The sequence below is a fragment of the Caballeronia sp. INML1 genome (assembly GCF_023631085.1).
Lineage (GTDB): Bacteria > Pseudomonadota > Gammaproteobacteria > Burkholderiales > Burkholderiaceae > Caballeronia > Caballeronia turbans.
Genome location: NZ_JALQDT010000061.1, coordinates 122,639 through 146,219 on the forward strand (window position 1 = coordinate 122,639; position 23,581 = coordinate 146,219).

Annotated in this window: 21 protein-coding genes; 8 read left to right on the plus strand and 13 right to left on the minus strand. The window is 62.3% G+C overall.

Annotated elements, in window-relative coordinates; all coding sequences use genetic code 11:
* Window positions 1–205: 205 nt before the first annotated feature.
* Window positions 206–799 carry a TetR/AcrR family transcriptional regulator gene (locus NCR38_RS24850; protein WP_061119200.1) on the minus strand — a complete coding sequence of 198 codons (594 nt, stop codon included), beginning with the start codon at window positions 797–799 and terminating at the stop codon, window positions 206–208.
* 209 nt (window positions 800–1,008) lie between these two features.
* Between NCR38_RS24850 and NCR38_RS24855 the strand changes: the two genes are divergently transcribed.
* The 4 genes from NCR38_RS24855 to NCR38_RS24870 all read left to right on the plus strand — a co-directional run bounded on the left by NCR38_RS24855 (window position 1,009) and on the right by NCR38_RS24870 (window position 5,106).
* Window positions 1,009–1,887 carry an NAD(P)H-binding protein gene (locus NCR38_RS24855; protein WP_061119201.1) on the plus strand — a complete coding sequence of 293 codons (879 nt, stop codon included), beginning with the start codon at window positions 1,009–1,011 and terminating at the stop codon, window positions 1,885–1,887.
* A 147-nt stretch (window positions 1,888–2,034) separates the two neighbouring features.
* A complete protein-coding gene (locus NCR38_RS24860) occupies window positions 2,035–2,718 on the plus strand; it encodes a GntR family transcriptional regulator (RefSeq protein ID WP_284502384.1) in 684 nt (227 codons plus the stop codon).
* A gap of 76 nt (window positions 2,719–2,794) precedes the next feature.
* Entirely contained in the window at window positions 2,795–4,207 is a 1,413-nt protein-coding gene (locus tag NCR38_RS24865) for an MFS transporter (RefSeq protein WP_250477740.1), read from the plus strand.
* A 20-nt stretch (window positions 4,208–4,227) separates the two neighbouring features.
* Complete coding sequence (locus NCR38_RS24870; protein ID WP_061119204.1) at window positions 4,228–5,106, plus strand: oxaloacetate decarboxylase; 879 nt, start codon at window positions 4,228–4,230, stop codon at window positions 5,104–5,106.
* 21 nt (window positions 5,107–5,127) lie between these two features.
* On the opposite strand, the gene NCR38_RS24875 is transcribed toward NCR38_RS24870, so the two are convergent.
* Both NCR38_RS24875 and NCR38_RS24880 read right to left on the minus strand, forming a co-directional pair.
* Window positions 5,128–5,526 carry a RidA family protein gene (locus NCR38_RS24875; RefSeq protein WP_061119269.1) on the minus strand — a complete coding sequence of 133 codons (399 nt, stop codon included), beginning with the start codon at window positions 5,524–5,526 and terminating at the stop codon, window positions 5,128–5,130.
* A gap of 27 nt (window positions 5,527–5,553) precedes the next feature.
* Window positions 5,554–6,378, minus strand: a complete 825-nt coding sequence (locus tag NCR38_RS24880; protein WP_061119205.1) for an oxaloacetate decarboxylase — start codon at window positions 6,376–6,378, stop codon at window positions 5,554–5,556.
* Between the two features lie 131 nt (window positions 6,379–6,509).
* Here NCR38_RS24880 and NCR38_RS24885 point away from each other — a divergent pair, with 131 nt between their 5' ends.
* Window positions 6,510–7,265 carry a hypothetical protein gene (locus tag NCR38_RS24885; RefSeq protein ID WP_061119206.1) on the plus strand — a complete coding sequence of 252 codons (756 nt, stop codon included), beginning with the start codon at window positions 6,510–6,512 and terminating at the stop codon, window positions 7,263–7,265.
* A gap of 70 nt (window positions 7,266–7,335) precedes the next feature.
* On the opposite strand, the gene katG is transcribed toward NCR38_RS24885, so the two are convergent.
* The gene (gene katG, locus NCR38_RS24890; RefSeq protein WP_061119207.1) at window positions 7,336–9,603 is read right to left on the minus strand and encodes a catalase/peroxidase HPI; all 2,268 of its coding nucleotides are present in this window, start codon (window positions 9,601–9,603) and stop codon (window positions 7,336–7,338) included.
* Window positions 9,604–10,097: 494 nt separating this feature from the next.
* Window positions 10,098–10,631, minus strand: coding sequence for a formaldehyde-activating enzyme (gene fae / locus NCR38_RS24895; protein WP_061119270.1), 534 nt, complete (start codon window positions 10,629–10,631; stop codon window positions 10,098–10,100).
* A 406-nt stretch (window positions 10,632–11,037) separates the two neighbouring features.
* On the opposite strand from fae, the gene NCR38_RS24900 reads away from it, so the two are divergent.
* The 3 genes from NCR38_RS24900 to NCR38_RS24910 all read left to right on the plus strand — a co-directional run bounded on the left by NCR38_RS24900 (window position 11,038) and on the right by NCR38_RS24910 (window position 13,763).
* The gene (locus NCR38_RS24900) at window positions 11,038–12,021 is read left to right on the plus strand and encodes a glycosyltransferase family 2 protein (protein ID WP_061119208.1); all 984 of its coding nucleotides are present in this window, start codon (window positions 11,038–11,040) and stop codon (window positions 12,019–12,021) included.
* A 67-nt stretch (window positions 12,022–12,088) separates the two neighbouring features.
* Entirely contained in the window at window positions 12,089–13,342 is a 1,254-nt protein-coding gene (locus NCR38_RS24905) for an aconitase X catalytic domain-containing protein (protein WP_061119209.1), read from the plus strand.
* The gene (locus NCR38_RS24910; protein ID WP_061119210.1) at window positions 13,329–13,763 is read left to right on the plus strand and encodes an aconitase X swivel domain-containing protein; all 435 of its coding nucleotides are present in this window, start codon (window positions 13,329–13,331) and stop codon (window positions 13,761–13,763) included. Before NCR38_RS24905 ends, NCR38_RS24910 begins: the two co-directional genes overlap by 14 nt.
* Here NCR38_RS24910 and NCR38_RS24915 read toward each other — a convergent pair.
* From NCR38_RS24915 to NCR38_RS24950, 8 genes are all read right to left on the minus strand, one after another.
* Entirely contained in the window at window positions 13,750–14,457 is a 708-nt protein-coding gene (locus NCR38_RS24915; protein WP_061119271.1) for a GntR family transcriptional regulator, read from the minus strand. The genes NCR38_RS24910 and NCR38_RS24915 overlap by 14 nt on opposite strands.
* A 94-nt stretch (window positions 14,458–14,551) precedes the next feature.
* Window positions 14,552–15,787: an amidohydrolase family protein gene (locus NCR38_RS24920; protein ID WP_061119211.1), complete on the minus strand. Its 1,236-nt coding sequence runs from the start codon at window positions 15,785–15,787 to the stop codon at window positions 14,552–14,554.
* A 17-nt stretch (window positions 15,788–15,804) separates the two neighbouring features.
* On the minus strand, window positions 15,805–16,803 hold the full coding sequence (locus tag NCR38_RS24925; RefSeq protein WP_061119212.1) for a 4-hydroxyproline epimerase: 999 nt from the start codon (window positions 16,801–16,803) through the stop codon (window positions 15,805–15,807).
* Window positions 16,800–17,702: a dihydrodipicolinate synthase family protein gene (locus tag NCR38_RS24930; protein ID WP_061119213.1), complete on the minus strand. Its 903-nt coding sequence runs from the start codon at window positions 17,700–17,702 to the stop codon at window positions 16,800–16,802. Before NCR38_RS24930 ends, NCR38_RS24925 begins: the two co-directional genes overlap by 4 nt.
* Before the next feature lie 22 nt (window positions 17,703–17,724).
* Window positions 17,725–18,978 carry an FAD-binding oxidoreductase gene (locus tag NCR38_RS24935; protein ID WP_250477741.1) on the minus strand — a complete coding sequence of 418 codons (1,254 nt, stop codon included), beginning with the start codon at window positions 18,976–18,978 and terminating at the stop codon, window positions 17,725–17,727.
* The gene (locus NCR38_RS24940; RefSeq protein WP_061119215.1) at window positions 18,975–20,042 is read right to left on the minus strand and encodes a proline racemase family protein; all 1,068 of its coding nucleotides are present in this window, start codon (window positions 20,040–20,042) and stop codon (window positions 18,975–18,977) included. Before NCR38_RS24940 ends, NCR38_RS24935 begins: the two co-directional genes overlap by 4 nt.
* A 2-nt stretch (window positions 20,043–20,044) precedes the next feature.
* A complete protein-coding gene (locus NCR38_RS24945) occupies window positions 20,045–21,355 on the minus strand; it encodes an MFS transporter (protein ID WP_061119216.1) in 1,311 nt (436 codons plus the stop codon).
* A gap of 320 nt (window positions 21,356–21,675) precedes the next feature.
* The gene (locus NCR38_RS24950; RefSeq protein WP_250477742.1) at window positions 21,676–23,412 is read right to left on the minus strand and encodes an ATPase; all 1,737 of its coding nucleotides are present in this window, start codon (window positions 23,410–23,412) and stop codon (window positions 21,676–21,678) included.
* Between the last annotated feature and the right edge of the window lie 169 nt (window positions 23,413–23,581).

Below are 23,581 nucleotides of genomic sequence, written 5' to 3' on the forward strand. Positions count from 1 at the left end.
AAGACAGACGACGTTCGATCGATCGAACTTCACCGGATCGCGTGCGGGCTATCGAGCCCGAATCGTCGTCCGAGTAGAACCTTACACGGATACCGCGTCCGCTGGATGATTGCCCCCCATCAAGTGGGGTTGCAAAAGCCGGGACCAGTAACAGTTCCGACGCCCGGCACCAAAACGGTGAACAATGCCGACGACGCGCGCACGCTCACGCCGCGCTTTCTTCGTCAGCGTCGCGTTGGTGGGACAGCATCGCGAGCACGCCGTTCAGCGCGCCATCCAGGATCTGGGCGGACAGATCAGGGTCCGAAACGGCCCGCGACAACGTCACCGCGCCCACGCAGGCGCTCAGAATGTGAAGCGCTTGCGCGCGCTTCGTGGCGTTGAGCAACGCAGGCGATGCCTGAGCGATCAGCCCCACGATTTTCTCGACGCGGCGGGAATACACCTCCCGAGTCGCGCCCTCGCAGCGGCTCATGTCATTGACGAGCGCGGAGACAGGACAGGCGCGAAAAATGTTATCCCTGTGCGCCGCGGATAGATACGAACGCATCGCTCGTTGCGGCTCGGTCGGAATCGATGCTTCCCACGACTCGATGTCTCGCAGCGCACATTCGAACGCTTCCCGCACGAGTTCGTCGCGAGACGCAAAGTGCTTGTAGAAGCCGCCTACGGTGAGCCCGGCCTCCTTCATGAGATCGGCAATGCTCACGCCATCGATGCCGCGCTCACGCAACCGTTTCGCCGCCACCTCAACGATGCGTTGACGTGTCGCAATCTTTTGTGCCTGGGAATGGCCCATTCAACATCTCCACACTGCTCTGGCGGGCAAGTGTAATCCCGCGATCCGTTTTCCATTGATGCGGGCCTGGCAATTCAGAGTTGAGCCGCGAAGAATTGCGGGACTTCTGGATTATGACTAACATCCAGATCAATGCAATATCGACAGGAAGCGTCGACACGCATTCGCCCGAAATAGTGCATATGCACTCTAGTCAATGGAGATTCATCATGAAAGCACGCAGGATTCTGGTCACGGCGGCTGCCGGCAAGACAGGTGTTCACACGGTGCGAAACCTTCTCGAGAGCGGTCACGCCGTGCGCGCGCTCGTTCGCAAGGAGGACGAGCGCAGCGACGCGCTCCGGAACGCTGGCGCTGAGATCATGACCGGCGATCTCCTCTCGCACGATGACGCCATTCGCGCAACCGACGGAATGGACGCGGCGTATCTCTGTTATCCCGTTCGTCCGGGCTTCATCCAGGCCACCGCCTATTTCGCGGATGCGGCGCGCCGTGCGGGGCTGCATGCGGTCGTGAACATGTCGCAAATCTCGGCTCGTGAGAACGCGAAAAGCCACGCGGCCCGGGATCACTGGATTGCGGAGCGCGTTCTCGACTGGGCAGGCGTGCCGACCGTGCACATCAGGCCGACCTTCTTCTCTGAATGGCTCGTCTTTCCGTGGGTGCGAGACACGATCGTTCGAAACAGCGAGATTGCATTGCCGTTCGGCGATGGCCGGCATGCGCCTATCGCGGCGGCGGACCAGGCGCGTTTCATCGCCGCTGTGCTTGCAAGTCCGGATGATCACGTCGGCAAGACATACGAGCTGTGCGGGCCGACGCAAATGAATCAAGCGGAAATTGCCGGCGTGATGAGCGGCGTGCTGGGCAGGAAAATCGTGTACCGGCCGGCGACGCTCGACGGTTACCGGGAGCATCTGAGCCACTACGATCTTCCGGATTTCACGATTCAGCACTTCGTCGAAGTAGCGATCGACTATCAGAACGGCGTCTTCGAGGGCACGGACGGCATCATCGAGCGCGTGACGGGGACGGCTCCGCAGACCGTCGAAGCGTTCGTGGAGGCGAATCGGGCCGTCTTCGGGTGAACGATTCGGGTTCGGCGTCGCGATCCGGTCAGCGATGAAGTAAGCAGGCACTGCGGGAAATCCCCAAGTTTCATCGTGGCGACATTGCATACAATCGTCTCGTCGATTGCCTGAAACGAGCCCGAAGTGACGCCGACCGAAGTTGTTTTGCATACAACTCTGCCCGAACCGGCGCGTTCGGCGGACGACGTCTACGTCGCCATCAAAGAGGCGCTCGCGGGCGGCCAGTACAGCGCGGGCCAATATCTGCGCGAGGAGCAGCTCGCAAAAAGTCTCGGCGTGAGCCGCACCCCCGTTCGCGAAGCGTTGCGCCGGCTCGATGCGGAAGGCTGGGTCGAAACACGCGCGAACTACGGCGTGCGCGTGAAAGCGTGGACCTTGCAGGACGCGCGCGAAATCTTCGAGGCGCGGCTTCTGATCGAGCCGTATCTCGCCGGGCGCGCGGCGCTTGCAATCGGCGCCGCCGACATCGCGCGCCTGAAAGCGCTCGCCGATGCGATGCTCGACATCACGCAACGTCCGACGACATCCGAATCCTGCGAAGCGTGGTTCGCCGCGAACGGCGAGTTTCACGCGATCATCACGGCCGCCGCGAACAACGCGCGCCTCGATCGCTCGCTCAGGTCGATGAAGGAAACGCCGCTCATCAAATGGACCTTCGACACCTATAACGACGCGGACCGCGAGCGCAGTGCGCGCCAGCATGTCGAAATCGTTCACGCGCTGGAACAGCGCAACGCCGCGTGGGCGGAAGCCATCACGCGCTGCCATATTCTCGCCGCCGAAAAGGCGGTGCTCGACCGCCACGGCCGGGAACATCCAGCGTCCTGAGCCCGAAGCGGTTCGGGTCGCAACAGCATTACAAACAGTCGTTGAATAGTCGCGCGAGCGACACAGGAGACACGACATGCTGAGCACCGATGGCACGATCATAAGCACCGTAAGCGCCGGCCCGCGTCTGGACCGATTACCGATCTCCGGGTTTCACAAGCGCGTGCTTTGGCTCATCGGCGCGGGCATGTTCCTCGATTCGTTCGACATCTATCTCGCGGGCGGCGTGCTCGGTGCATTGGCCAAGACCGGCTGGTCGACGATGCAGCTCAACGCCGCGTTCCTCTCGTCGACGTTCGTCGGCATGCTGATCGGCGCGTTCGCGGCGGGTGTGCTCGGCGACGCCAAAGGCCGCAAGTTCACGTATCAGTTCAATCTCGCGGTGTTCGGACTCGCGTCGATCGCCGGCGCGTTCGCACCGAACATGACGTGGCTCATCGTGTGCCGCTTCTTCATGGGGCTCGGACTGGGCGCGGAAATCGTCGTCGGTTATGGATCGGTCGGCGAATTCATGCCGCCCGCCGTGCGCGGCAAGTGGTCGGCGTATCTGTCGCTCATCACGAACTCGGCGCTCTTTTTCTCGACGTTTCTCGGCTACCTGATCATTCCGACGATCGGCTGGCGCGCGATGTTCGCGATCGTCGGCATCGGCGCGATGATCGTGTGGGTCATTCGCAAGAAGATGCCCGAATCGCCGCGCTGGCTCGAATCGAAAGGCCGCTACGACGAAGCGGAAGCAATCCTGCGCGCCGCCGAAGAAGAGTCTTCGCGCCACGCGCCGCTGCCGCCGATCGACGATGCGCCGCGCACCGTGACGAAAAAAACCACGTTGATCGAGCTTTTCTCGCCTTCGCAGATTCGCCGCATGTTCGTGTCGATCGTCGTGCAGATCGCGGTCAACATGGTGATCTACGGCTTCATCGTCTGGGTGCCGACCTTTCTGATGAAGCAGGGCATCGGCATGGCGTCGTCGCTCGGCTATTCGACGCTCATGTCGCTCGGCGGTCCGGCGGGCGCGCTCGTCGGCGTGCTGATCGCCGACCGGGTCGGGCGCAAGAACGGCCTGATCGCGGTCGCGGCGCTCGCGGCGGTGATCGGCTGGCTTTACGGGCATTCCACCGGCGTCGCGATGGCCACCTTGCTCGGCTTCCTGCTCTTCACGCTCACGTATCTGATGGTCGCGCTCGGCATCGCGACGTACATCCCCGAACTCTTCGCGACCGAGAACCGCATGCGCGCGAACGGCATAGCGGGCTGCGCGGGGCGCGTCACGGGCATCCTTGCGCCGCAGCTCGTCCTCGTCATGTACGCGGCGGGCGGCGTGAAGGACGTGCTGTCGATGATCATCGGCGCGCTCGTCGTGATGGCCGTCGTGCTCGCGGTGTTCGGCATCGAGACGAATCGCCGCTCGCTGGAAGACATCGCGCCTGCGCCCGATGCCGATGGCACGCTCGCCGCGTCGGCGCTTTCGCAAGAATCGCATCGTTGAAACTTTCTGAGGAAACCGTGATGAGCGTTACGCATGAAAACAAGCGTCAGGCATTGAAAGCGCGTTTCGCGCGCAAGGACATCGTCACCGCGCCGGGCATCTTCGACATGATCTCCGCAAAGATGGCCGATTCGATGGGCTTCGATTGCCTCTATATGACGGGGTTCGGCACGGTTGCGTCCTACCTCGGCCTGCCCGACGCGGGGCTCGCGACCTATACCGACATGGTCGATCGCGTCGCGGCTTTTTGCGGCGGCACGAACACGCCGATGATCTGCGACGGCGACACGGGTTATGGCGGCCTGCTCAATGTCGCGCACACGGTGCGCGGTTACGAGCATGCGGGCGCGGCGGGCATTCAACTCGAAGATCAGGAATTCCCGAAGAAGTGCGGGCATACGCCGGGACGGCGCGTCATTGCGATGCAAGACATGGTCCGCAAGATCGAGGTCGCGGTGGAAAGTCGCACCGACAGCAACTTTCAGATCGTCGCGCGAACCGACGCGCGCACGTCGCTCGGACTCGATGAAGCACTGCGTCGCGGCGAGGCGTATGCGAAGGCGGGCGCGGATGTGTTGTTCATCGAATCGCCGGAGACGGTGGAAGAGCTGGAGAAGATCGGGCGCGCGTTCGACATGCCCTTGCTCGTGAATGTCGTCGAAGGCGGACGCACACCCCAACTCGCGCCCGAGGAATTGCAGAAGCTGGGCTTTTCGCTCGCGATTTATCCGGCGTCCGGGTTTCTGGCCGTCGCGAAGGCGCTGAAGGATGTTTACGGCGAAATCCTCGCGCGCAAAGGCACGCAAGGCGCTCTCGGCACGATGTATCCCTTCTCCGAAATGTGCGAGCTGATGGGCTTTCCTGAAGTGTGGGCGTTCGATCGGGCGCACGCGGACTGAGGGAATCGACGGTATCGACCGTCAGGCGACCGCCGCCACGCAGTCGATTTCGATGTCGAATCCTCCCGGCCACGCCGGCACGTTGACAAAGATGCGTGCCGGCGGGTTCGCCCCGAAGAAGCCCCCGTAGACCGCGTTGACGATGGGAAACGCTTGAACCGACGTGCAGTAGACATTGCACTTCAATACCTGATCGAGCGACGAACCCGCGGTTTCGACGCACAACTTCAACTGCTGCAACACCAGTTCGGTCTGACGTTCGATAGTTGCATTCGCAACGACCTCGCCGGTCAGCGGATCGAACGGCGGAAAGCCCGACACATAGACCGTATCGCCGTGGCGCGTGACGGCGGACGTCGGCGCCTTGAATCGTTCGAGCCAGGTCGAAAGCGGTTCGACGCGGATGATTTCGCGAGCCATTGTCATCGTCTCCTTTACGGTGAGGCACTACGCGCGCCCCACGAAAATTTCGTTCAGGTCATTGCCCGCCGCCGCGTCCCTGAAGCCGTCGAACCGGCCATCGGCGAGCCCTTGCGCCGCGCGCATGAACCCGCCCCACGCAGCGCGCGCGAGCCCTCCGCCGACGCTCACGCGCCGCACGCCGAGCGCCGCGACATCGCTCAAGGTGAATTCCGACACGCCGCCGATCAGCAGATTCACCGGCTTCGATCCCGCGGCCTTCACCACGGCCTCGATGTGCTCGCGCGTCTTGATGCCGGGCGCATAGAGGCAGTCCGCGCCGGCATCGGCGTACGCTTTGAGACGCGCGATCGCGTCGTCGATATCGGGCTTGCCTGCGAAAAAATTCTCCGCGCGGCCGACGAGCAAGGTGTCGCCGCCGGTTTCGTCGATGGCACGCCGCGCCGCTTTCATGCGCGCCACGGCGACATCGACCGGAAACAGGGGCGCCGATGCATCGCTCGTCGAATCCTCGATCGACAAGCCCGCGACACCCGTCGCCACCGCGAGCTTCACGCTCTGCGCGACGTCATCCGGCGTCGCGCCGAAGCCGCTTTCGAAATCCGCGTTCACCGGGAGATCGGTCGCGTCGACGATCTCGCGCAAATGCGCGAGCACCGCGTCGCGCGTCACGTGATTGTCCGCGTGGCCCTTCGACCATGCGAAGCCCGAACTCGTCGTCGCGAGCGCCTTGAAGCCGAGCGTTTCGAGATAGCGCGCGGAACCGACGTCCCAGGGATTCGGCAGCATGAAGCAACCAGATTCGTGCAGCGCGCGAAAGGCGGCGCGTTTTGCGGCGACGGTGCGGGGCATGGCGGGTCTCCTTTGGGAAATCGAGTCAGAACGAAAAACGATACGCCTTCGCGCGAAACCGCGCTGATCACTAAGTCTCTCTTAAGCAAGCACCCACTACGCTTGAGCCTTCCCTTTCCGTAAGACACGACATGGAACACACGAAGCATGCGCTCGCCAAGGTTCCGGAGCTGACCCTGGCGTTCTGGGCCATCAAAATCGCGGCGACGACGCTCGGCGAAACGGGCGGCGACGCGCTCTCGATGTCCATGAATCTCGGCTATCTGATGAGCACGTTCATCTTCGCGGCCGTTTTCGGCATCGCGGTGATCGCGCAGATCAAGGCGGACCGGTTTCAGCCAGCGCTCTACTGGATCACGATCATCGCGACGACGACGGTCGGCACCACGCTCGCCGACTTCGCCGACCGCTCGCTCGGCCTCGGCTATGCGGGCGGCAGCGCGATCCTGCTCGCGCTGCTGCTTGCATCGCTCGCGGTGTGGCATCGCACGATGGGCTCGGTCTCGGTCTCGACCATCGCATCGCCGAAAGCCGAAGCGTTCTACTGGGTGACGATCATGTTCTCGCAGACACTCGGCACCGCACTCGGCGACTGGACCGCCGACAGCGCGGGCTTCGGCTACACCGGCGCCGCGATGATCTTCGGTGGCCTGTTGCTGCTGATCGTGCTCCTGTATTTCTTCACACAGATGTCGCGCACCGTGTTGTTCTGGAGCGCCTTCATTCTGACGCGGCCGCTCGGCGCCGTGGTCGGCGATTTTCTCGACAAGCCGATCGCGAACGGCGGACTGGCGATGAGCCGCTATGGCGCGTCGATCGCGCTCGTGATGTTCATCATCGTGTGCGGCCTTCTGTTCAGGCAACGGCCCGCGCGCGTGGCGCATTGAGACAGCCGGCAAAGAAAAACGGCGGTCCCGAAGGACCGCCGCGTCTTGCGACTCTAAATGGCGCTGCCGCTTACTTCTTCTTCAGATCGAAGCGATCGAGATTCATCACCTTCGTCCAGGCCGCGACGAAGTCATTGACGAACTTCTCCTGCGCGTCGCTGCTCGCATAGACTTCGGCGAGCGCACGCAACACCGAATGCGAACCGAAGATCAGATCGACGCGGCTGCCGGTCCACTTCCGCTCACCCGTCTTGCGATCGCGCCCTTCGAACACGTCGCGGCGCGACGACAGCGGTTGCCATTCCGTGTCCATGTCGAGCAGATTGACGAAGAAGTCGTTGGTGAGCGTTTCGGGCTTGTCGGTAAGGATGCCTTGCGCGCTCTTTCCGTACGACACGTTCAGCGCGCGCAGGCCGCCGACGAGCGCCGTCATCTCCGGAGCGGTCAGCGTCAGCAATTGCGCCTTGTCGATCAGCAGCGACTCGACGGGCACGCGCACGTTGCCCTTGACGTAGTTGCGAAAGCCATCGGCGACCGGTTCGAGCGCCGAAACCGAAAGCACGTCCGTCTTGTCCTGCGTCGCGTCCATGCGGCCCGGCGTGAACGGCACCGTGACCTTCTGGCCGGCTTTCTCCGCCGCCTTTTCGATCGCCGCGCCGCCCGCAAGCACGATCAGGTCGGCTATCGAAATCTTCTTGCCGCCGGATTGCGCGCCGTTGAACTCTTTCTGGATGCCCTCGAGCGTCGAGAGCACCTTGCCGAGTTGCTCGGGGTCGTTCGCTTCCCAGTCTTTTTGCGGCGCGAGGCGAATGCGCGCGCCGTTCGCGCCGCCGCGCTTGTCCGAGCCGCGGAACGTCGATGCCGATGCCCAGGCCACCGAAACCAGCTCGGAAATCGACAGCCCCGACGCCAGCACTTTCTGCTTCAGCGCCGCGACATCCTGTTCCTCGACGAGCGGATGATCGACTTCCGGGATCGGGTCCTGCCACAGCAGTTCTTCCTGCGGCACTTCCGGCCCCAGATAGCGCGCTTTCGGACCCATGTCGCGGTGCGTCAGCTTGAACCACGCGCGGGCGAAGGCGTCGGCGAACTGGTCGGGATTCTCCCAGAAGCGCTTTGAAATCTTCGCGTATTCCGGATCGAACCGTAGCGACAGGTCCGTCGTCAGCATGGTCGGCTTGATCTTCTGCGACGCATCGTGGGCGTGCGGGACAGTTTCGCCCGCATCCTTCGCGACCCACTGATTCGCGCCCGCCGGACTCTTGGTCAGTTCCCATTCGTGACCGAAAAGGCTCTCCCAGAAGCCGCTGCCCCACTTCGTCGGGGTCGTGGTCCAGGTGACTTCGAGGCCGCTCGTGATCGTATCCGCGCCCTTCCCCGAGCCGTAGCTGCTCTTCCAGCCGAGGCCCATGTTTTCCAGATCCGCGGATTCCGGTTCGGGACCGACGTTATCGGCCGGACCCGCGCCATGTGTCTTGCCGAAGGTGTGCCCGCCCGCGATCAGCGCGACGGTTTCCTCGTCGTTCATCGCCATGCGTGAGAACGTCTCGCGGATGTCATGCGCCGCCGCGAGTGGATCGGGGTTGCCGTCCGGGCCTTCCGGGTTGACATAGATGAGACCCATCTGCACCGCGCCGAGCGGATTCTCCAGATGGCGGCCGCCCTCGGTGCGGCTGACTTCTTCGCCATGCTTCTCGACGTCGGCGGTGATCACGCCCTGATCTTCGTCGTTGCCCGCCGCGCCCTTGCCGTAGCGGACATCGCCGCCGAGCCAGGTCTTTTCATTACCCCAGTAGACGTCCTGATCGGGCTCCCATGTATCCTCGCGTCCGCCCGCGAAGCCGAAGGTCTTGAAGCCCATCGTTTCCAGCGCGACGTTGCCGGCCAGAATCATCAAATCGGCCCAGGAAAGCTTCTGGCCATACTTCTGCTTGACCGGCCAGAGCAGCCGACGGGCCTTGTCGAGGCTCACGTTGTCGGGCCAGCTGTTGAGCGGCGCGAAACGTTGCTGGCCGCGCCCGCCGCCTCCCCGACCATCGCCGATGCGGTAGGTGCCGGCGCTGTGCCACGCCATGCGGATGAAAAGCGGGCCGTAATGACCGAAGTCGGCAGGCCACCAGTCCTTCGAATCGGTCATGACCGCCGCGAGGTCTTGTTTGACCGCGGCGAGATCGAGGCTTTTGAAAGCCTCGGCGTAGTCGAAGTCCGTGCCGAGCGGATTCGACTTGCTGGAATGCTGACTCAACAGATCTACCCGTAGTTGCCGCGGCCACCAGTCACGGTTGGTCGTACCGGTGCCGGCGGCATGTGTAAACGGGCACTTCGATTCGTTCGACATGCGTTATCTCCTTGCGAGGACGTACCCATTAGTTCTTTTACTACTCACCAACAAGGCGTCGGATTCGTATTTCCCGTGCTGCGCGGACCCGATCCGACAAGGGATTTCGCTGCGTGCATCGGGCGACGCGCGAATCGTCCGACAGCTTTCCTCAAATTAGAAAATACGTGAGACCGACGTTCAATAGAAGGCGATTTTTGCAATGCCGCTGATAGGTGACGGCTATAGGCAGAGAGCATTTTTCGATGTGCTGTCGCATGCTGCAATGCACGATAACCCGCGATGCCTCCACGTGAGATAAGCGCAGCCAGACGCAGTTCCGCACGGATGTTCAGTCTATCAGCGTCGTAAAAGCTTGGCAGGCGGCGTGCGCGAGGGCCTTCCTCGGCTCATCATGACGAAGAGCGGGCAAAACGTGAAGCCTTCCGCAGAGGTTTCCGTCGTACCCCTTACCATTCTGGATGCTTCCCTGTGCGCTATCGGGAAGCAAGCGTTCAGCTCCAGTCGTCCATATCGTGCCTGATGCTGTGCCGATTCGCGATGAGTTCCTCCACGCTCGGCTCGTTGTTCATCGCACGCTGAATGGCGAGTTTCGTCGCTTCGTAGTTCGTGCGATACATGTCCTTCTTGTCAAGGTTCGCGTCCGTCGCGCAGCGCGGATCGATCCACACGAGGCTGATGATGCACAGTTCGTTGGCCTGATCCTTCGGCAGGATGCCTTCGATCAGGCAATCGACCACGGCGTCGGCGGTGGCGGACTGCACCACGCCGCCGAAGAGGTCGATGTTCGCCATGTCCTTCAGCGTAACCTTGGGGACGATCATCGTTGCGGGGCGGACCATCTGATTGCACGCGCGGATCGCGAACATGGCCGTATGCCCTTTCGATTGCGCCATCATGTTGGCGAACGCGTGGCCGACAGGCCCGTCGACACGGCCGATCAGGATCTCCGGCATCGCATCGGTCGCCTGTCCCGGTGCGGCCAACACGGTTGCTTCGCCTGCGCGAAACGTCAAATCGAGACTCATGTGCATTCTCCTTGGCAAGCTGAACGATGGTTCGATAAACCGAAAGGACACGCACACGCAAGGACGATGCCATCACCGCCGATTCGGCCGCCGCGACCCGCCCGGCGACAGACTGCTCTTCCCGCGTGACACAGTGACAGGCAGCGTTACCGCGATATTGCCTCTGCGCGACACGATGGCTAATGAATAATCGTGCTTTCGTAGCCCGTTATTAATGGCGTTGTGGAGAATCCAGTAGAGTATCGTGTGCAGGGCGACGACTATTCAGACAATAGAATGCCCTTGAATATCCATCGGACAGTGCTAACAATAGCCAATGACCTGATGCCCGCATGCGACTTAGCACGTAGAATCCTCTGGCACTTGTCGTTCTCCTGAAAATTCCAGAAGTGAGGGCTACACATACATGCAAGCACCGCCCAAGATCAGTGTCCTGCTGCCTGTGTACAAGGTTGAGCCGTACATCGAAGAGTGCCTCGACTCGCTCCTGGCACAGACTTCAACCGACTTCGAGATCATCGCCGTCGACGACAGCAGTCCTGACAGATCCGGCGAAATGACTTCCCGCATTCTGGAGAAGCAAAACAGAATTCCGTGGAAGCTCATCAAGAATCTCGAGAACAAAGGGCTTGCCGAAACCCGCAAGATCGCGGCGATGGCCGCGCGCGGCGAATACGTTCTGTGCGTGGACAGCGATGACCATGTTCATCACGACCTGATTCGCAAGGTGATCGACGAAGCCGATACGCACCATGCAGACGTCGTGGTCTTCGCTGCCGAAAACATCGCGCCGGATGGCAAAGTCAATTACCGTGTCGAAACGGGCGACGCCGTCATCACCGGCGTACAGGCGGTCGAGAAGATTCTCGATCTTTCCTTACAGGCTTATTGCTTCAACAAGCTCGTGCGCCGATCGATCTTCTTATCGGTCGAACATCCGACCGGACTGATCTACGAAGATATCTGCGTGTCGGTCCAGACACTCGGCAAGTCCAGAGTCGTGCGTCTGTGTCCCGACACGTTATATGCGTACATGTATCGCGAATCGGGAATTTCGACCCGCTTCAATCCGAAGATCGTGGATCTTTTTGCGATCATCGACCGGGTGGAAAGAAGCACCGCGTCGATGCCGATACCCAATTACCGGCGCCTGCTTTTTCGGCTGAAATATATCTACGCTTACCGGACGATCGCGTTTCAGGCGGCGATCAAGGCGCCGACCTATCGACTCGCAAAGCCGATTCTTTTCAGCGTTTCAGACAGGCTTCGTCTCGCGCATCTGCTCGGCATGTGTTCGGATCACAGGCCGAAGCTCTCTATCGTAATGGCGATGCTGAAAATCCATCCGTGGATTTTCTACTGCTTCGTCCGTCGTTTCGGGCGAAGGTAACCTGCACAGCATCGGGCCTATCCGTTATGCTGCGCTGTCATTGTTCAGCGCTGCGCAACCGGAACCGATGCTTACTCTTTCCCCACGCGACACCGCGATGCTCGACGGCGATCTCGGCGATGGCCTCGCACTCGCGATGCGCATCGTCGCGGCGACGGCGCGCGTCATGGACGCCGATACGCTCATCGACATCTCGTCCGCGCATATCGACGGCTGCCTCTATCACGGCGCGGCGAGCCTCGATTTCGTCGAGCGTTTCGTCGCGAGCGGCGCGAAGGTCGCCGTGCCGACCACGCTCAACGTCGGCTCGCTCGATCTCATCCATCCGGAGCTGTTTCGAGGCGATGCCAGTATCGCGAGCGCGGGCGCGCGGCTCATGCAGGCGCATATCGAACTCGGCTGCGAAGCGAGCTTCACGTGCGCGCCCTATCAACTGAAGCATCGTCCGAAGCTGGGCGATCAGATCGCGTGGGCCGAATCGAACGCGATCGTCTTCGCCAATTCCGTGCTCGGTGCGCGCACGAGCCGCTATGGCGATTTCCTCGATCTCGCCGCCGCCATCACCGGCCGCGTGCCGAACGCGGGCCTGCACGTCACGGCGAATCGCGCGGCGCGCATCGTGATCGCGGCGCCCGATCTGCGTGTGTCGCCGCATCGCGACGCGGATTTTGCGGCGCTCGGTTTCCTGCTCGGCGGCGAGGTCGGCGCGACGGTCGCTGCCATCACCGGCCTGCCCGCCGACACCACCGAAGACGAACTGAAAGCGCTCGGCGCGGCGGCGGCATCGAGCGGATCGGTGGCGCTCTTTCATGCAGTCGGCATCACGCCGGAGGCCGCCACGCTCGATGCCGCGCTTCAGGGACACGCGCCCGAGCGAACGATCGCGGTCAGCGCGTCGGATCTTCATGCCGTGCGCAAGCGCTGGAGCCGGGCGAAGCCGGGCGACGCGCTCGCGGCCATCGCGCTCGGCACGCCGCACTTTTCCGTCGATGAATTCCGCACGCTCGCGTCACTCCTCGATCGGCATGAAGGCGCGCCGCGCTGCGATATCTATGTGAACACCAGCCGCTTCGTGCTCTGGCAACTCGAAGAAGAAGGCATTGCGCAGAGGCTCACGGAGCGCGGCGTGCAGATCGTCGTCGATACCTGCACGTACATCACGCCGGTGATGAAGCAAGTGAGCGGTCTCGTGATGACCAACTCGGGCAAGTGGGCGCATTACGCGCCGGCGAACATCGGCGTGACGGTCGCATTCGGCAGCATGAGCGAATGCGTGCGATCGGCGTTCGAAGGAAAGGTATGCATCGATGAAAACGTTTGAGGCCGTCACACTCGTTCCAGGCCACGCGCGCGCCGCTGGCATCGCGCTGCCGCCGCTCAGCTTCTGGGGCGGTTACGACGCCGAACGCGGCGTGATCGTCGATGCCACGCATGCCGGTCACGGCCGGAGTCTCGCGTCGCGCATACTCGTGATGCCGCGCGCGCGCGGATCGAGTTCGAGCAGCAGCGTGCTCGCCGAAGCGTTGCGCAACGGCACCGGGCCAGCGGGCATTGTGCTCACGGAGCGCGATCTCATTCTGTCGATAGGCGCGATCGTCGCGAACGAACTATATGCGGCGGACGTGCCGGTCGTAATGGTCGATGAAACCGCGTTCACGCTAATCGCGAACGCCGATGCTCACATCGAAATCGATGCACGCGATGCGACGCGGCCCGCGAACGTGCGCCTCATCGCGCCATGATCGTCTGAACCACCGCGATGATTTGCTGCGCCGCCGTCTTCACGTGCTGTTCGAGCAGCTTCGCGCCGAGCTTCGCATCGCGCTTTTTGCATGCATCGATCAGGTTCATGTGCTCTTCGTGCGACTGTTCGCGGATCGGCACCTGCACGACCTGAAAGCGGAAATAGCGGTCGCTGCGATCGTGCAGCCCGCGCAGCATCTGCAATGTGATCTCGCGCCGCGCCGGCAAATAAAGCGTTTCGTGCAGGCGCCAGTTCAGTTGACCCCATACGCCCGAATCCGCGTGATCCATTTCGCTGACGAGCTTCTCGGCTTTCGCGATCTCGGCATCGGTGATATGCGGAATCGCCTGGGAGAAGAGCCAGGGCTCCAGCCGCAGGCGAATTTCGAACGTCTCCTGCACTTCTTCTATCGACAACTCCGCGACATACGCGCCCTTGTGCGGCACCTTCGTCAACAGGCCTTCGCCGGTCAGCCGCGTGATCGCCTCGCGAATCGGCACGCGGCTCACGCCGAGTTCGTCGGCAAGCGCTTCCTGGCGCAGCACTTCGCCCGGCGCGAGATCGCCGGAGAGAATGCGTTGGCGGATCGCCGTGGTGACGAGTTCGACCGTCGTCGTGCGCACGATCTTGTGCGTGGAATCGCCCGCGTTCGATGTGTCCGCGCGGCGGGAATGTGTGGCGACCGGAGGCATGTGCTTCTTTAGCGCTTGTTCGTATGAGTGCGGCATCGTAGCATGCACGGAAGGGCGCTTCTGCACGGTACGCATCGCCTTTGGTAACGCGAGTTCATAGCAGATTCTCCCGCACCCACGCGCCGTTCTTCATCACGCCCGCGATGCGCTCGCCCTGTCCCGTGAGCACGCGAATATCCTTCAGCGGATCGCCATCGACGACGAGCAAATCCGCATAAGCACCCGCCGCGACGATGCCGAGCCTGCCCTTCATGTTCACGATCTCCGCGCCGAACGCCGTCGCCTGACGAATGGCCTCGAACGCACCGACGATATCCGCGCGTATCGAAAGCTCGTCGCTTTGATATTGATGCATGTCGCCGAGCAGATCGGTGCCGAGGCCCATCTTCACGCCGCGCGCATGCAGCATCGCGAGCGCTTCGAGGCCGCGCTTGCGCACCGACTCGTTCTTGTCGAGCGTGTCTCTCGCGAGGCCCATCTGTGCGCCGACTTTCGACATCGCGTCATAGGTGACGAGCGTCGGCACCGCGTATGCGCCGTGTTCGGCCATCACGCGCGCGGTGTCGTCATCGATCAGATTGCCGTGCTCGATCGTGCGCACGCCGAGTTTCACCACGCGCGCAATCGCCTTCGCCGTATAGGCGTGCGCCATCACGTAGGTCTGATGCGATTCGGCTTCCTCGACGGCGGCCTTCACTTCATCGACGGAGAATTGCAGGTTGCCGATCGGATCGGTCGGCGAAGCCACGCCGCCCGACGCCATGATCTTGATGTGATGCGCGCCCGCGCGCATCTCCTCGCGCACGGCACGGCGCATTTCATCGACGCCATCGACCACGCGCCCGATCGCGCCCATGTTGCGATTGCAGCCGCACGGGTCCGGGTCCGAGTTGTCGAAGCGCTCGCGGAAATCGCCGTGCCCGCCGGTCTGCGAGAGCGCCTTGCCCGCGACGAACAAACGCGGCCCCGCGATGATGCCATCTTCGATCGCACGCGACAGCGCATAGTCCGCGCCGCCCGCATCGCGCACGGTCGTGAAGCCGCGATGAAGCATGCCCGCGAGAATCGGCACCGCGCGCAGCACGGCGAACGTATTCGGCAATCGGCTGTTGTTGCCCAGATGCGCGACCGATGCGATCACATGCACATGGCAATCGATCATGCCGGGCATCACCGTCTTCCCGCCGACATCGATCACCTGCGCGCCGCTCGCCTCGACCGGCTCGCGCGTGACATCGCGAATCGTGTCGCCGTCGATCACGATCGAATAGCGGCCGTCGTCGCGCTCGTGATCGGCGTCGAGCACGCGGGCGTTTTTCAGAATCAGCATGACTTGATCTCTCCCGTTTATTTCAGCAGGAATCCGTGCGCGAGCGGATCGCGGTCATCGACGAAAATCGTGTTATGACCGGTCACGCGCGCCCAGCCTTCTATGCCCGGCACGATGGCATCGTATTCGCCGACGCGCGCCGCTTCCATCGGCACGCCTTCGAACAAGGTGCCGATGATGCTCTCATGCACGAAGCGCTCACCGATCTTCAACTGCCCCTTCGCGACACGCTGCGCCATGCGCGCCGAGGTGCCCGTGCCGCACGGCGAACGATCGATGGCCTTGTCGCCGTAGAACACGGCGTTGCGCGCGCTCGCGCCTTCGACTGTCGGCTCGCCTGTCCACATGACGTGACTGAGGCCGCGTATCGCGTCGTTGTCCGGATGCACGAACGTGTACTTCTCGTTCGCCTTCTGGCGCAGCACGGGACTTACGCGCTGAATGTCGGAAGGCTTCAGCGCGTGCAAGCCGTCGTAGTTGCGCTGCGGCTCGACGATCGCATAGAAGTTGCCGCCATAGGCGACATCGAAACAAATCTCGCCCAGACCTTCGACTTCGACGGACAAGTCCCGCGAATGCAGATACGACGGCACGTTGACGAGCTGTACAGAATCCACATGCTCGCCGTTCATCCGATAACGCGCGACGACGACACCCGCGGGCGTATCGAGCCGCAACACACCGGGCTCGCGTGGTCGCACGAGTCCGTGCTCGATGGCCGTCGTCACGGTGCCGATGGTGCCGTGGCCGCACATCGGCAGGCAGCCGCTCACTTCGATGAAGAGAATCGCGAGATCGCAATCGGGACGCGTCGGCGGATAGAGGATGCTGCCGGACATGACTTCGTGGCCGCGCGGCTCGAACATGAGCGCGGTGCGAATCCAGTCGAATTCGCGCAGGAAATGCGCGCGGCGCTCGATCATGTTCGCGCCTTCGAGCGGGGGCGCGCCTCCCGCGACGACGCGCACCGGATTGCCGCAGGTGTGTCCGTCGATGCAGAAGAACGTGGATTTCATCGGGCGAGCGCCTTTACACTGGCGATCGCCTTCTCGACGATCTCGATGGTCCGCCGCCGCTCTTCGCCTTCGAGCATCAGGCGCGGCGCCTTCACGTACTCCGGGTAACCCGCCGTGATGTTTTCCGCGAGCTTGATGTATTGCACGAGCTTCACGTGCGTGTCGAGATGGAACAGGTCGATCAAGGCGCGATAGAGCGCGCGCGCCTTGTCGTACTCGCCATTGACCGCGTAGTTCAGCAAGTCCACGGATTCCCTTGGCATCGCGTTCGCCATGCCCGACACCCAGCCCTTCACGCCGAGCGCGACGGATTCGACGATCAGGTCGTCCACGCCGCAGAACACGACGAAGCGCTCGCCGAAGCGCGCATAGAGGTCGGTGACGCGCGTCGTGTCGTAGGTCTCTTCCTTGATCGCGACGACGTTCGGCTCATCGGCGAGTTGCGCGAGCAGGTCGGGACGCATGTCGACGCCATAGCCACGCGGATTGTTGTAGATCATCAGACCGAGCTTCGTCGAGCGCGCAATCGACCGATAATATTCGACGGTTTCGCGATCGTCCGAGCGATACGTGAGACCCGGAAACACCATCAGGCCTTGCACGCCGATCGCTTCCGCGTCCTTCGCGAATTGCGTCGCGTTGGCCGTATTCAGTTCCGCGAGACCGGAGATGACAGGCACGCGCCCCTTCACCGTTTCGACGGCGATCTTCAGCACCGTGCGCTTTTCCTCGGGCGTGAGTTGGGCGTTCTCGCCGACCATGCCCATCATCACGACGCCGCCGACGCCGTTGTCGATCAGACGGTTCAGGCCGCTCACGATGGCATCGCGGTCGAGCGAGCCGTCCTGTTTGAGCTTCGTCGTGACGGCGGGAAATACGCCTTTCCAGTTCACTTGCATGTCTGATTCCTCCGTTGGATTCTCAGTGGTCGAAACGCGCGATCGAATACGGGCGAAGCGGCACGCGCGGCGTGCGGCCCGCGAGCACATCGGCGACGAGCGCGGCGGTCGTCGCCGATTGCGTCAGGCCGAGATGCCCGTGACCGAATGCATGGACGACCGACGGCATGCGCGGCGATGCGCCGATCACCGGCAGCGAATCCGGCGTCGCGGGGCGATTGCCCATCCATTTCGCGGCGCCCGTATCGTCGATGCCGGGAATGAAGCGCTTGCCGAGCGTGAGCAATGCATCGCTGCGGCGATAGTTCGGCGGCGCAGCGGTGCCCGCGAACTCCGCCGCGCCGCCGATGCGCAGACCGACGTCGAGCGGGGCCGCGACGAACTTGCGCTCCGCGAAGATCACTTCACGCGTCGGCCCGACGCCGTGGTTCGGCAGCGTCGCGTTATAGCCGCGCTCGCTTTCGAGCAGGACGCTATCGCCGATGGACTTCGCGAGCGCCGCCGACCACGCGCCCGCCGCGATCACGATGCGTCGTCCTTTCACGCGGTTGCCGTCCGCCAGCAACACCGAATCCGGTGATTCGATCGCGCGCGCGACGCCCGTCACGAAGCGCGCGCCGAGCGCCCGCACGCGCTCCCGTAGGAGCGTGACGATGCGGCGCGGATCGCCGATATGCGACCAGTCGTCGAGAAACACGCCGTGTCTGAACACCGGCGCGAGCGACGGTTCACATTCGCGCACCTGCTGCGCGTCCAGCGCGCGCCAGCGCACGCCGAGTTCACGCTTCAACGCCCATTCCGCCTGATCGGCGGCGAAGGCTTCGTCGGTTTCATAGACCGTCAGCGCGCCGCGGCGATAATGCATCGCGCTCGCGCCGATATCGTCGAACATCGGCACGATGTCGTCGTAGACGCGGTTGTTCAACAACGCGAGCGCATGGGATATCGCCTGATAGCGGTCCGGCTCGCTTGCGCGGCGAAATGCCATGAACCACGGCAGCGCCTTCGGCAGATGCCTCCAGTCGAGCGCGAGCGGCCCGAGCGGGTCCATCAGCCATGTCGCGATCTTCGTGAACATGCCGTTCACGGCGATCGGCGTGCTCTCCGTCACCGCGATGCCGCCCGCGTTGCCATGCGATGCGCGATCGCCTTCGAAATCCCGGTCGATCACGGTCACGCGCGCGCCGTCGCGCAACGCGGCCCATGCACAGGCCAGCCCGACGATGCCCGCGCCGATCACGACGACATCCGCCATTTCTTCGTCTGTCGTCCTCATATCCCCACGCGCGATTTGATCAGCTTGTCGTCGACGGCTTCGCACCATGTATCCGCGAGCGTGAAGCCCGTCTGGAAGCGATCGGTCGGATCGACGCCGACTTGCGAAATCGCGGTGATCCACGCCTGCCCCGCCACGACCGGCACGACCGCGGGAACGTCGCCCAGGCGCGTGACCGAATCGATGCGGCTTTCGAAGACCGACCCGATGATCGACTCGTGCAAAAAGGTTTCGCCCACGTCGATCAGCCCTTTCGCGTGCATCACCGCGAGCCGCGCGGAGGTGCCGGTGCCGCACGGCGAACGGTCGCAGCGGCCCGGCGACACGATCACCGTGTTGCGCGATTTCAGCACGCCGTTCTCGCGCGAGAGCGGGCCGACGAACTCGGTCATCGTGATGCCCTTGATGAGCGGATTCAACGGATGCGGCGAAGGCAACTGCGCCGCCGCCGCGGCCTTGATGATCTGCCCGAGTTCGCACAGTTCGCGCGCTTCGTCGGGCGCGATGCGAAAGCCGAGCTTTTCGGCATCGACGAACACGTACGTCATGCCGCCATAGCCGACATCGACGCTCAGGCTGCCGACGCCTTCCACCTCGATCGTCCTGTCGAGATGATTGGCGAACGCGGGCTGATTCGTGAACTCGACCTTCGTGACCTTGCCGTTCGCGCACGCGCAGCGCAAATGAATGAGCCCGGCCGGCGCTTCGAGCACGAGCTCGGTGACGGGCTCGACCATCGGCAGGATGCCGGTTTCGAGCAGCACCGTGGCGACGCACATCGTGTTCGAGCCCGACATCGCCGGATACTCGGTCGATTCCGCGATCACGTAACCCATTTGCGCGCGCGGGTCGGTTGCGGGCAGCAGGAAGTTCACGGTCTGATTCGCCGACCCGCGCGGCTCGAAGATACAGATACGGCGCAGGTCGTCGCGCACTTCTTCCAGATGCATCATCTTGTCGAACATGGTCGCGCCGGGCACGTCGAAAACGCCGCCCGTCACCACGTTGCCGACTTCGCCTTCGGCATGGCAGTTCACCACTGTAAGCGTCCGGTTCCAGCGCATGTTTATTGCAGCGGCGCGTGCGCCGTCTCCTTGATGGTGACGACCGTGATCGTCGAAAGCAGCGCGGCGAGCATCACGAAATACGCGGGCGACAGCGGCGAGCCGGTCGCCTTGATGAGCGCGATGGAGATCATCGGCGCGAAACCGCCGAACACCGCGTTGGCGATGCCGTAGCCGATCGACATCCACGTCGTGCGGATCTTTGTAGGAAAGAGTTCCGACAACACCGCCGGCCCGACGCCCGAAAAGATGCCGATGATCACGCCGCCCAACACCTGCACCGCGCCGACGATCGCCGCCGATTTGTATTCGAGCATCAGATGGAAGATCGGATACGGCAGTATGAGAAACGCGATGCAGCCGATCGTATAGATGGGCTTGCGTCCGAAGCGGTCCGAAGCCGCGCCCCAGAACGGAATGGATGCCGTCATCACGATCAGGCCCGCCGTGTTGAGCCAGAGCGCCGTCGACGAATGGATGCCGACGTACTTCGTCGTGAAAGAAGGCAGGTAGTTGAGCAGGACATAGAGCGAGACCGTCCACACGATCACGAGTCCGCAAGCCTGCAGGCCGAGCAGCGCGGGTGCGCGGCCTTTCGTCTTGGGTGCTTCGTCGCTTGCGCTCTGGTAGACCGGCGTCTCTTCGCTGCGTTTGCGGATGATCCAGCCGATCGGCCCGATCACGATCGCACCGACGATGAACGGCACGCGCCAGCCCCAGTCGAGCAGCGCTTCTGGGCTGAGCAGTGTCGTCATGAGCGCGGCCGCGCCCGAACCGAGCAGCATTCCGCCGAGCGTGCTGCATTGCTGGAAGCTGCCATACAAGCCGCGCTTGCTCGGCGGCGCCCATTCGACGAGAAACGCGACCGCGTTGCCCAGTTCGCCGCCGACGGAAATCCCCTGCAGCATGCGTGCAGCGACGAGCAGAATCGGCGCCATGATGCCGATGGACGCATACGTCGGCAGCAGCGCCATGAAGAGCGTGGCGGCGGCCATCAGCGGCATGACGAAGGTAAGCGTCCACTTGCGGCCTTTCTTGTCGCCGAGCCAGCCGAAGATGATCGCGCCGAGCGGACGCGCGGCGAAGCCCAAGCCGAACGCGCCGAAAGTGCCGAGCATCGCGGCGAAGTCGTCGCCGGTGGGAAACATCACTTTGGCGATGACGGTCGCGAGGAACGCGTATGTGCCGAAATCGAACCACTCGAGGATATTGCCCACGACAGCGGCGGTCACCGCGCGGCTGGATCTGGATGAAGCCCGGGGGCTGTCGCCCGCGGTGTACGGGTTCGCAACGGCGTTGACGCGGTCGGTCATGGGAGTGTCCCTCGGTCGCTTGGGGTGCGGGTCCGGGGATTGTGCGCCTATGTCAAAATTGAATCAAGGATTTTGGATCCAAAATTGAGCACGAATGGCTGGCTACTTGCGCTCCAGTTCTATTCCCGTGGGCGCGTCAACTATTGGCCCTCAAAATACAACTGTCGCGATCCGAGTTTCGTAAGCCCGCGCAGTCATCTCAAGTTGAACCGGAGCCTGGACTCGAAGTAGACGAAGAACCGCCCTCGAGGCTCATCACGAGAAAAGGCCTCGAAACTTTCGAGGCCTGCGGATTCTTCTATCTAATGAATCGCTGCGTCTTAGCGTGAAACGAACACAAACGGAGCGATGCCGCCGTATCCCGCGCCGCTGCTGAACGATTTCAGCCCGAGATCGATGCTCTTGTAGCTACCGTCGGCCTGCGGCTGCAACTGGCTGACGGACCACGTCCCGTTCCTTTCGAAGAGAATGGATTTGGTTCTGGGTTCGTATTGCAGATAACCCAACAGGTTGGACGCCGCCATCAGGCTCGTCTTGTTCCCGCTCGTCACGTCGTAGAGAATGATCGGACTCGGACCCGTGTAGTTATCGTCGCCGAAAAGGATCTGCTGGTTGCTGATCGCCGCGAGGAACTTCGGCTTCTTTTCCGGCAGATCGGCCAGCACGCGCATGTTACCGCTCGTCAGATCGAGTTCCGTCAGACTGCCGTCGCCGGTGTACGACGTGAAGCTGAGGAAGTAAGCTTTCTTCGCGTCTGGCGTAACCGCGAACTGATCCCTGATCGTGCTCGATGCAGAGCCGACCGGATAGGCACGCGCGATCGAAGCGCTGGCCGTGTCGATGCGAAGGATCTGCAGCTTCGTACCGGGCGCGTTTGTCAGTGCATAGATGCTATTGGCGTCGTCCTTGGCCGTCGCTACCTTGATCAGGCTATAGCCTTCCGGCAGCACGATGTTCTTCATCAGTTGCCCCGAGTCCGTGTCGACGACGCTGATCCTGTTCTTGTTCGACACGTAAACCTGATTGCCTTCGTAAGCGGGTTGCAGGTTATAACCGGTAAAGGTCGTCAGCAGCGGAGCGATGGGCACGACCCGAATGATCGTGTTGGTCGCGGTGTCGATGGTCGCCAGATCGATCGACGTCGAGCTTCTCTCCAGAAGCACATGCAGGCGTTTGCCATCGGCGCTCGCGAACATCTGATCGACTTGCTTGTAGTCCTCCGTCAGCGACAGGTCGATCGAGGCCTTCACTTCACGCGTTGAGAAATCGTATGCGGTCACTTGGGCGGGAGCCTGGGCGCGCGTCAACGTGTAGATGGTTTCCTTGGGTCGGGGCGGGCCATAGAATCTCTGAACCATCTCGATGTCGGTGGCGCTAAGTTTGCCGTCGCCGTTCCACTTCGGATTGCAATAGTTCATGATCGAGGCAAGATCCCATTCGCCGACCATCGTGTCGCCTTGATTGCCCTGTGCAGGCTCGATGCATGACGACGGCGTATCCAGCCGATTCTGTTCATGCGCAAAACCCAGCGCGTGACCGAATTCGTGCGCAGCGATCCGGCGAATGCAATACTCCTTGCGCCCTTGGCAACTTGGGCTCCAGTTATTGAAGGTGAAATTCAGCGCCATTCCGCCCCGGGCATTGTTCAGCCTCGCGCCCAAATTCCATGTATGCGGCGCGCTCCCGGCAATGTCCTCGACTGAAATCCGAATTCCGTAGTAATTCGGTTCGTTCGCGCACTGCTGCCAACCGCTGAATTCGACGCCGGAGTGCTGTTCCCAAGTCTCTTCGACCGCGGAACGACTCCAGTTGCGCTCCGCGGAATACCGCGCGAAATCCGCGTCGTTCAAATCCCAGCAAACACCGATGGGCACTCGATCCCAAATAACGGTCGACAAGGCATAGCCCTTTCCCGTGGCCCTATCCTGCGCCGCCGATTGTTCGACCGAAGCCCTGCCCGTTGAGCCAAGCGCGTCGTTGCCGCCGTCACTTCCGCCGCAACCACTAATCAGTATTCCTGCCAATAGAGCGAGCAGTACCCCTCGTAACCCTTTCATCTTTATTCTCCGTTATAGATACGCCATGCGTTCTCACGCACAGGTCGGAGAAGTATATTTTCATCATGTAATCAAATTGGAATGTACATTACATAATTTTTCCAAATTCTTTGGATCGTCGTGTCAATGCGAGCTTGGTCGCTTCTTCGCAATCGTTTGATAGGCGAGC

Excerpts from the sequence above, each read along its gene's own strand:
- NCR38_RS24875 (WP_061119269.1), bottom strand. The coding sequence starts at position 5,526 with ATGGCTCGCGAAATCATCCGCGTCGAACCGCTTTCGACCTGGCTCGAA.
- NCR38_RS24905 (WP_061119209.1), top strand. The coding sequence starts at position 12,089 with ATGCTTACTCTTTCCCCACGCGACACCGCGATGCTCGACGGCGATCTC.
- NCR38_RS24885 (WP_061119206.1), top strand. The coding sequence starts at position 6,510 with ATGGAACACACGAAGCATGCGCTCGCCAAGGTTCCGGAGCTGACCCTG.
- NCR38_RS24855 (WP_061119201.1), top strand. The coding sequence starts at position 1,009 with ATGAAAGCACGCAGGATTCTGGTCACGGCGGCTGCCGGCAAGACAGGT.
- NCR38_RS24900 (WP_061119208.1), top strand. The coding sequence starts at position 11,038 with ATGCAAGCACCGCCCAAGATCAGTGTCCTGCTGCCTGTGTACAAGGTT.
- NCR38_RS24920 (WP_061119211.1), bottom strand. The coding sequence starts at position 15,787 with ATGCTGATTCTGAAAAACGCCCGCGTGCTCGACGCCGATCACGAGCGC.
- NCR38_RS24935 (WP_250477741.1), bottom strand. The coding sequence starts at position 18,978 with ATGAGGACGACAGACGAAGAAATGGCGGATGTCGTCGTGATCGGCGCG.
- NCR38_RS24915 (WP_061119271.1), bottom strand. The coding sequence starts at position 14,457 with ATGCCTCCGGTCGCCACACATTCCCGCCGCGCGGACACATCGAACGCG.
- NCR38_RS24950 (WP_250477742.1), bottom strand. The coding sequence starts at position 23,412 with ATGAAAGGGTTACGAGGGGTACTGCTCGCTCTATTGGCAGGAATACTG.
- NCR38_RS24940 (WP_061119215.1), bottom strand. The coding sequence starts at position 20,042 with ATGCGCTGGAACCGGACGCTTACAGTGGTGAACTGCCATGCCGAAGGC.
- fae (WP_061119270.1), bottom strand. The coding sequence starts at position 10,631 with ATGAGTCTCGATTTGACGTTTCGCGCAGGCGAAGCAACCGTGTTGGCC.
- katG (WP_061119207.1), bottom strand. The coding sequence starts at position 9,603 with ATGTCGAACGAATCGAAGTGCCCGTTTACACATGCCGCCGGCACCGGT.
- NCR38_RS24870 (WP_061119204.1), top strand. The coding sequence starts at position 4,228 with ATGAGCGTTACGCATGAAAACAAGCGTCAGGCATTGAAAGCGCGTTTC.
- NCR38_RS24880 (WP_061119205.1), bottom strand. The coding sequence starts at position 6,378 with ATGCCCCGCACCGTCGCCGCAAAACGCGCCGCCTTTCGCGCGCTGCAC.
- NCR38_RS24910 (WP_061119210.1), top strand. The coding sequence starts at position 13,329 with ATGAAAACGTTTGAGGCCGTCACACTCGTTCCAGGCCACGCGCGCGCC.
- NCR38_RS24925 (WP_061119212.1), bottom strand. The coding sequence starts at position 16,803 with ATGAAATCCACGTTCTTCTGCATCGACGGACACACCTGCGGCAATCCG.
- NCR38_RS24865 (WP_250477740.1), top strand. The coding sequence starts at position 2,795 with ATGCTGAGCACCGATGGCACGATCATAAGCACCGTAAGCGCCGGCCCG.
- NCR38_RS24850 (WP_061119200.1), bottom strand. The coding sequence starts at position 799 with ATGGGCCATTCCCAGGCACAAAAGATTGCGACACGTCAACGCATCGTT.
- NCR38_RS24930 (WP_061119213.1), bottom strand. The coding sequence starts at position 17,702 with ATGCAAGTGAACTGGAAAGGCGTATTTCCCGCCGTCACGACGAAGCTC.
- NCR38_RS24945 (WP_061119216.1), bottom strand. The coding sequence starts at position 21,355 with ATGACCGACCGCGTCAACGCCGTTGCGAACCCGTACACCGCGGGCGAC.